Raw genomic sequence first — 6,307 nt, forward strand, 5'->3', positions numbered from 1 at the left:
CAAGGTCGATGAGGGTGGCGGACGATGGCCGGGAGATGCTCCCAATGGAGAACGCCAAGAAACCGGGTGTGCTTGTCATCAGCCACGGCTCCCCAGATGAGCACTGGGTAGCTCTAGTGGAGGCGGCGGTCGCGGAAGCGGCGGACGATTTGCCCGCCGGGCTTCCGCTCGCCTGTGCTTTCCTCGAAACGGTGGAAGGCCGCCTGATTCAGGACGGCATCGATCAGCTGGAAGGTCAGGGAGTGACGGACATGATCGTCATTCCCTTATTCGTGTCCTCAGGAAGTACCCATATCGATGAAATCGCTTATGCCCTTGGGGTGAAAGATGCACCGGAGAAGGAAACCGACCTGGAACGTTTTCGGGTTTCCGCTCGGGTGTTTTTTGGCGATCCTATCGATGATGGTCCGCTGGTCGCTGAGATGGTGTGGGACAAAGTGAAGGGGCTGTCCGTACGGCCGGAGCGTGAAGTGCTGCTTCTCGTGGGACACGGCAGTAATCATCCCGGCTTCTTGCAGCGGTGGGAGCGCGGAATTGCCTCGCTGGCGGCGCAATGTGCGGAGCTGGCCGGCCTCGCAGGCGGGGCCGATTATGCGCTTCTGAATCCGGACAGCGTATCGGCCAAAGTCCGTGATTGGTCAGAACGGGGAATGGACGTGATTGTGGCTCCGCTTTTCCTGAGCGCCGGATATTTTACGAAGGTCACGATTCCTGAGCGGCTGAAGGGGCTGGCTCATCGTTATTCGGGAGAGGCGCTGCTGCCCCACCCTTTGATGGCTCGCTGGATGTCGCAACAAATATTGAATATAATGGGATCAGTGATAGGTTGACATTATGAGTTCAGGTGGCGTTAGGAAGATGAAAAGAGCTAGGTTGATTTATAATCCAACCTCGGGACGAGAAGAGATGCGCCGTCTCCTGCCGGATGTGCTGGAGCGTCTGGATCAGGGCGGCATCGAGACGTCGTGTCATGCGACGACCGGGGAAGGCGATGCGACGCGCGAGGCGGCTTTGGCGGTCGAACGCGGATACGACATCATTATTGCGGCCGGCGGTGACGGGACGCTGAATGAGGTTGTGAACGGCATGGCTGGGAAGAGTGATTTGCCTCCGCTAGGGGTGTTTCCGCTTGGTACGACAAATGATTTTGCCCGTGCCATGGGAATTCCTCGGCGTTGGGAGGATTATTGCGACCTGGTCATTGAGAATAAAACCAGACCGATCGATATCGGCAAAGTGAACGGCCGACATTTCATCAATATCGCCGGCGGCGGCAAGTTGACCGAGCTGACGTATGAGGTGCCGAGCCGACTTAAGACGCTGATTGGGCAGCTAGCCTACTATATGAAAGGCATCGAGAAAATGGCCAGCTTGTCGCCAACGAAGTTGATTATCGATGCGGAAGGGCACGAGATCATAGAAGGCGAGTTCATGCTGTTCTTGATTGCCAACAGCAACTCTGTTGGCGGCTTCGAGAAGCTGGCGCCGGATGCGCGGATCGACGACGGGCTGCTGGATGTGATCGCGCTCAAGAAGTGCAACCTGGCGGAATTTATCCGCCTGGTGACGATGGCGTTGCGCGGCGATCATTTAGGCGACTCGCACGTCATTCACTTCAAGACGCGGCGCATGGAAGTCACCTCACCCGGCCGTGTGCTGCTCAATCTCGACGGCGAGCTGGGCGGCGAATTGCCCGGCGTATTCGAGATTTTGCCGCAGCATTTGCGGATTTTTGCTTGAATTCTCGATATCCGTCCGTGATTCATAGGCTTAGACAGTAATTTACAGGGTTGCCTGAGGCACATCATCAGGAAGCTGAGGTTGTGAGGTCCCCCGCCGGGTTGGCGGGGGATTTGATTTGGTTGGGGCGAGAGCCGTTAGTGCCTTAAGGCTGCTCTCCGTCCCCTGGCCGCAGGCAGCTATCTGTGGCTTAAGGAGGACTCCTTGCCTTGGCACATACCCTTTATGTCTCGTTTTGTCTCGACGCGCTGCTGCGTGGTTTCCTATCGTGCCTCACACCACGTTTAAACTGACACAATGGTACGAATGGAGTTTGGATAGCGCATAGCGGTCAGCGTTCGAAGTGGTGGCAATGCGAAATAAGTGGAAATTCTACCGTTATTTTTGGAGTAACTGTGGGTTTGGCGTGGATTAGCTGGAAAAAGTACAGTTAATTCCGCAGGCTTTGCTGAAAACAGGGGAAATGGGCCAAATTAGCTGTACGATTTCCCGTTATTTTTGCGAAAATGGCCCAAACGGGGTAAATTAGATGGAGGATTTACCGTTAGTTGTTTGATGGGTGGGCTGAAACAGGTGTGTTAACGTCGAACGGATGGTCTTACCTTATGCAAGGATTTAGAGTACAGGATTAAAGTATATCGAGAGTTTTGAATTACAGTAGATCACGTGAACTGGATGAGATGATGCCAAGTTGGAGTAACCGGTTCAGTTGAACATAGAAGGAGTCCATGATGAAGAAGCAACGGAATAACTATCGTCGTCCGGAAGCGGGGCGGGTAGGCAGCCCTCGGGGACAAGGACAAAAAGCAGCTGGCGGCGGGAAAGGCAACCGCGGCGGACGAGGGGAAGCTTCCTCGGCGAGTCTTCCACCGCGGGGACGTGCGGCCGTGGCTGCGGAACGGCCTGTCAGCGCGCGGCCTGTTGGGCGCGCCGGGAGCCGCGCGTCTGAAGCCGCGCTGGCGGGTCTTCCCGTCGTGAAGAATGATGAGGTCGTCATCGACATCATCGGGATGAACCACGACGGGGAAGGCGTGGGCCGGGTGGAGGGCTACACGCTGTTTGTCGCCGGCGCCTTGCCGGGCGAGAAAGCCCGGGTCAAGGTGCTCAAAACGAAGAAGCAGTATGGCTATGCCAAACTGCTTGACGTGGTTGAGGCGAGTCCGGACAGGGTGGCCGCGCCCTGTCCGATCTACGACAAGTGCGGCGGCTGCCAGCTGCAGCACTTGAGCTATGACGCGCAGCTCGCGTGGAAGCTCCAGCACGTCGTCGACGTGCTGGAGCGCATCGGCAAGCTGCGCGTGGCAGAGGGCGCGCCGGGTACGGGCGCGCCAGCGGCAGGCGGCAGCGGCGACGCCGGCGCTGCCGCCGATGCCGCCCGCCGCGCCGCGGAGCACGCGGCGGGCGGGGACACTGCCGTCGTCGTGCGACCGACGATCGGCATGGCGACGCCTTGGCGCTACCGCAACAAGGCGCAGGTGCCCGTCGGCGTCGTCGACGGTGCCCTGGTCGGCGGCTTCTACGCCCGCGGCAGCCATCGCATCATCGATATGGAGACGTGCCTCATTCAGCACGAGAGCAACGATGAGGTGATCCGCCGCGTCAAAGCCATCGGCCGCCGCCTGGGCATCACCGCCTACGACGAAGAGACCGGCCAGGGCCTGCTGCGCCACGTCGTCGTGAAGGTGGGCTTCCGCACCGGAGAAATGATGCTGGTGCTGGTCACCAACGGCGATCGGATCCCTCGTGAAGACGAATGGATCGCGGCGATCCGCGAAGAACTCCCGTCCGTGGTGAGCATCTGCCAGAACGTCAATACACGGCAGACGAACGTAATCTTCGGAGACGTAACCCGCGTCCTGTGGGGGCGCGAAGTGATCTATGACTATATCGGAGACGTGAAGTTTGCGATCTCGGCGCGTTCTTTTTACCAAGTGAACCCGATCCAGACAGAAGTCCTCTACGGCAAAACGGTTGAATATGCTGGTCTGACCGGTCAAGAGACCGTCATTGACGCTTATTGCGGCATTGGCACGATCTCGTTGTTCCTGGCGCAACATGCGAAGCGGGTGTACGGCGTGGAGATTGTCAAAGAGGCGATCGAAGACGCTCGCGTCAACGCCCAGCTGAACGGGATGGAGCATGTCACCTTTGAGGTCGGTGCCTCCGAAGACGTGATCCCCGCCTGGAAAGAGCAGGGCATCGAAGCTGACGTCATCGTCGTCGACCCGCCCCGTAAAGGCTGCGACCCGCGTCTGCTGGAGACGATCCTTGAGATGAAGCCCGAGCGCGTAGTTTACGTATCGTGCAATCCAGCGACGCTAGCTCGCGACCTGCGCATCCTGGAGGACGGCGGGTATCGGACCGTTGAGGTCACGCCGGTGGATATGTTCCCGCATTCGGTGCATGTTGAGTGTACAGTAAGACTTGAAAGAAAAGATACAGCTAAGTAAACTGTATCTTAATTCGAGGGGAGAGTATGGGAAAGGTTGTAGTTAATCTTAATCTTTCCATCCTCGAATACTTCGATTGTTTGGATAAGCCTTTGGAGGACTTGCTTCAATACCTGTTCATCGCTAATGTCGAGGTCAATGAAGCGTTCAACTTCCTTTCTAAAGGCTTCTTTACGTTCCGCGAGGTTCTTTCCTTCTTCTAAGGCTAATATGAGTTCAGCCTTCTTATTATGAAGTAATTGCTGTTGATGGGCATTGCGCTCTTTCTGATGCTTGAACTGGTCGGTTGTTATAGCTTCCTCAACATGTAAAGACAGCAGTTTATCGAAACGATTATCAAGTTCTGCTAATTGTTTCTCTACACGTTTCAGTTCCCTCTGAACGTGAGATTGAATAGCCAAGGCTTTTTCCTCTGCAATTCCGTATAGGTTCTCAATCTTCACCGAATCGTTAATTATGGCTTTTAGGTCATCCTTGACAGCTTGTAATAGCACCATCTCCTCGATGATGTGAGAAGAGCAATACGAAGAAGTGTACTCTTTACGTAGCCGCCACAGACGTAAGCACCCTTTCGTCTATCAGGCTTAAAGTGCATACCGCTCCCACAATCAGGACATTTATCGATATATGAGAACAAGCTCTCTTTGCCATTGCTCTTATGCTTGCCCTTCTTTTTCATCAGTTCTTGAACGACATTAAAGTCATCCTCTGATATAAGAGCAGGATGTGAGTTCTCAATGAAAACCTGTTCTTCTTCGTTGACCTTACGTCTTACCTTGTAAGTTTCAGAAGCGGCTAATATACGTGTTGTTTCCTCCCTGTGGAACACTTGTTTACCTGTATAAACTGGATTGGTCAAGATGCCTTTAATCGTATTTTGATGCCACTTCTGTCCTGCGTCTGCCGCCCCTGAATTTGCTCTAGGTGTCGGTATTCCCCTTCGCATAAGGAGGTTACTAATGCTGAACATTCCCCATCCCTCATGCAAGTAAAGTCTGAAATCTCCTTGACGATGGGGGCGGCTGTTTCATCAATCTCCACTTCTTAGTAACGAGATTTGTACGATAACCAAATGGAGGTACAGTTACAACTCGGTTTTCTTGAGTTGCGCTGGATTTTAGCCCTCACTTAATCCTATTGGACAATGCTAGATTCTTTCTCTGCTAGAACGGCTCTCAAATTGAAAGTTAGCCTGCTATTACTCGATTTGGTGTCGTATCCATCTTCGGGCAAGATAAGACGGATGTTATTTCTCTCAAGCTCAAGCGGTATTCATACTGTTAATACTATTTCTACCCAACCGTGAAACCGCTTTTGCGATGACGACATCGAACTTTTTCTTCTTAGCATCATCAAGCAATCGAAGATAGTTCTCTTGCAATTTCCGATAAAGTGTAATTGTTATCCATTTTGAATCACTCTTGTTCTTTTGTTTTGCCGCGAATACTTGTAAACGAGTAGAGGTTCCATTCTCCAAACTCCCCCGACCTTATAAACAAGGAGATCACCCTCGTATATTTTCCTGTAAATTGTTCGCGGCGAAAGGTTCAAATAATAAGCCGCTTCATCAATCGTCATCAGCCTGTCGCTTCGGATAATCATGCTATCACCACCTTAGATTTAGTCGATAACAGTATAAGAACAGAAGTGTCATGACTTAACGAAGAATGGGTAAAGATTTCAACCGCATATATCTGTAAATAACGCGAGAAAGCGAAAGTAACTATTAATGATGGTATCTAGTGAGTTTGAGTACATGGTGTTAAACGGGATTGTACCTCTGTCAATAGAGTAGACACAAAGAATCGAGAAAATTATGCGGCAGATCGGTACATACGTTCGCACTCATTGGGCGTAGAATACCCAATCGCGGAATGGATTCGTTTTCCATTGTAGAAGCAGGTAATATATTCAAAAATGCGTTTCTTGGCTTGCTTGCGTGTTTTGAACTTCTCCAAGTAGACAAGTTCTTTCTTAAGCACACTGTGGAACGATTCAATACACGCATTATCGTAGCAGTTCCCTTTGCGGCTCATACTGCCTTTCATCTTGTAGGTGCGCAGCCGCGCCTGGTAGTCATGAGAAGCGTACTGGCTGCCGCGATCCGAATGATGCAG

At 52.7% G+C, this 6,307-nt stretch carries 7 protein-coding genes; 3 read left to right on the forward strand and 4 right to left on the reverse strand.

Annotated features, from left to right (window positions below):
• Nucleotides 1–44: 44 nt before the first annotated feature.
• The 3 genes from M891_RS0116225 (at nt 45) to rlmD (ending at nt 4,190) form a co-directional block, all read left to right on the forward strand.
• On the forward strand, nt 45–830 hold the full coding sequence (locus tag M891_RS0116225; protein WP_028539564.1) for a sirohydrochlorin chelatase: 786 nt from the start codon (nt 45–47) through the stop codon (nt 828–830).
• 28 nt (nt 831–858) lie between these two features.
• Nucleotides 859–1,740 carry a diacylglycerol kinase gene (locus tag M891_RS0116230; protein ID WP_016313427.1) on the forward strand — a complete coding sequence of 294 codons (882 nt, stop codon included), beginning with the start codon at nt 859–861 and terminating at the stop codon, nt 1,738–1,740.
• A gap of 887 nt (nt 1,741–2,627) precedes the next feature.
• Nucleotides 2,628–4,190, forward strand: a complete 1,563-nt coding sequence (gene rlmD, locus M891_RS24060) for a 23S rRNA (uracil(1939)-C(5))-methyltransferase RlmD (RefSeq protein WP_051417051.1) — start codon at nt 2,628–2,630, stop codon at nt 4,188–4,190.
• An 8-nt stretch (nt 4,191–4,198) separates the two neighbouring features.
• On the opposite strand, the gene M891_RS25865 is transcribed toward rlmD, so the two are convergent.
• From M891_RS25865 to M891_RS0116255, 4 genes are all read right to left on the reverse strand, one after another.
• Nucleotides 4,199–4,684: a hypothetical protein gene (locus M891_RS25865; RefSeq protein WP_016313425.1), complete on the reverse strand. Its 486-nt coding sequence runs from the start codon at nt 4,682–4,684 to the stop codon at nt 4,199–4,201.
• Complete coding sequence (locus M891_RS25370; RefSeq protein WP_016313424.1) at nt 4,654–5,160, reverse strand: recombinase family protein; 507 nt, start codon at nt 5,158–5,160, stop codon at nt 4,654–4,656. Before M891_RS25370 ends, M891_RS25865 begins: the two co-directional genes overlap by 31 nt.
• Nucleotides 5,161–5,591: 431 nt before the next feature.
• Nucleotides 5,592–5,792 (reverse strand): helix-turn-helix domain-containing protein, encoded by a 201-nt coding sequence (locus M891_RS26185; protein ID WP_016313423.1) that lies wholly within the window; start codon nt 5,790–5,792, stop codon nt 5,592–5,594.
• Nucleotides 5,793–6,004: 212 nt separating this feature from the next.
• On the reverse strand, nt 6,005–6,307 hold a 303-nt coding region (locus tag M891_RS0116255), incomplete at its 5' end, for an IS3 family transposase (protein WP_028539566.1).

Source organism: Paenibacillus sp. J14 (assembly GCF_000518465.1).
Lineage (GTDB): Bacteria > Bacillota > Bacilli > Paenibacillales > Paenibacillaceae > Fontibacillus > Fontibacillus barengoltzii.

Excerpts from the sequence above, each read along its gene's own strand:
- M891_RS0116225 (WP_028539564.1), top strand. The coding sequence starts at position 45 with ATGGAGAACGCCAAGAAACCGGGTGTGCTTGTCATCAGCCACGGCTCC.
- M891_RS0116230 (WP_016313427.1), top strand. The coding sequence starts at position 859 with ATGAAAAGAGCTAGGTTGATTTATAATCCAACCTCGGGACGAGAAGAG.
- M891_RS25370 (WP_016313424.1), bottom strand. The coding sequence starts at position 5,160 with ATGTTCAGCATTAGTAACCTCCTTATGCGAAGGGGAATACCGACACCT.
- M891_RS26185 (WP_016313423.1), bottom strand. The coding sequence starts at position 5,792 with ATGATTATCCGAAGCGACAGGCTGATGACGATTGATGAAGCGGCTTAT.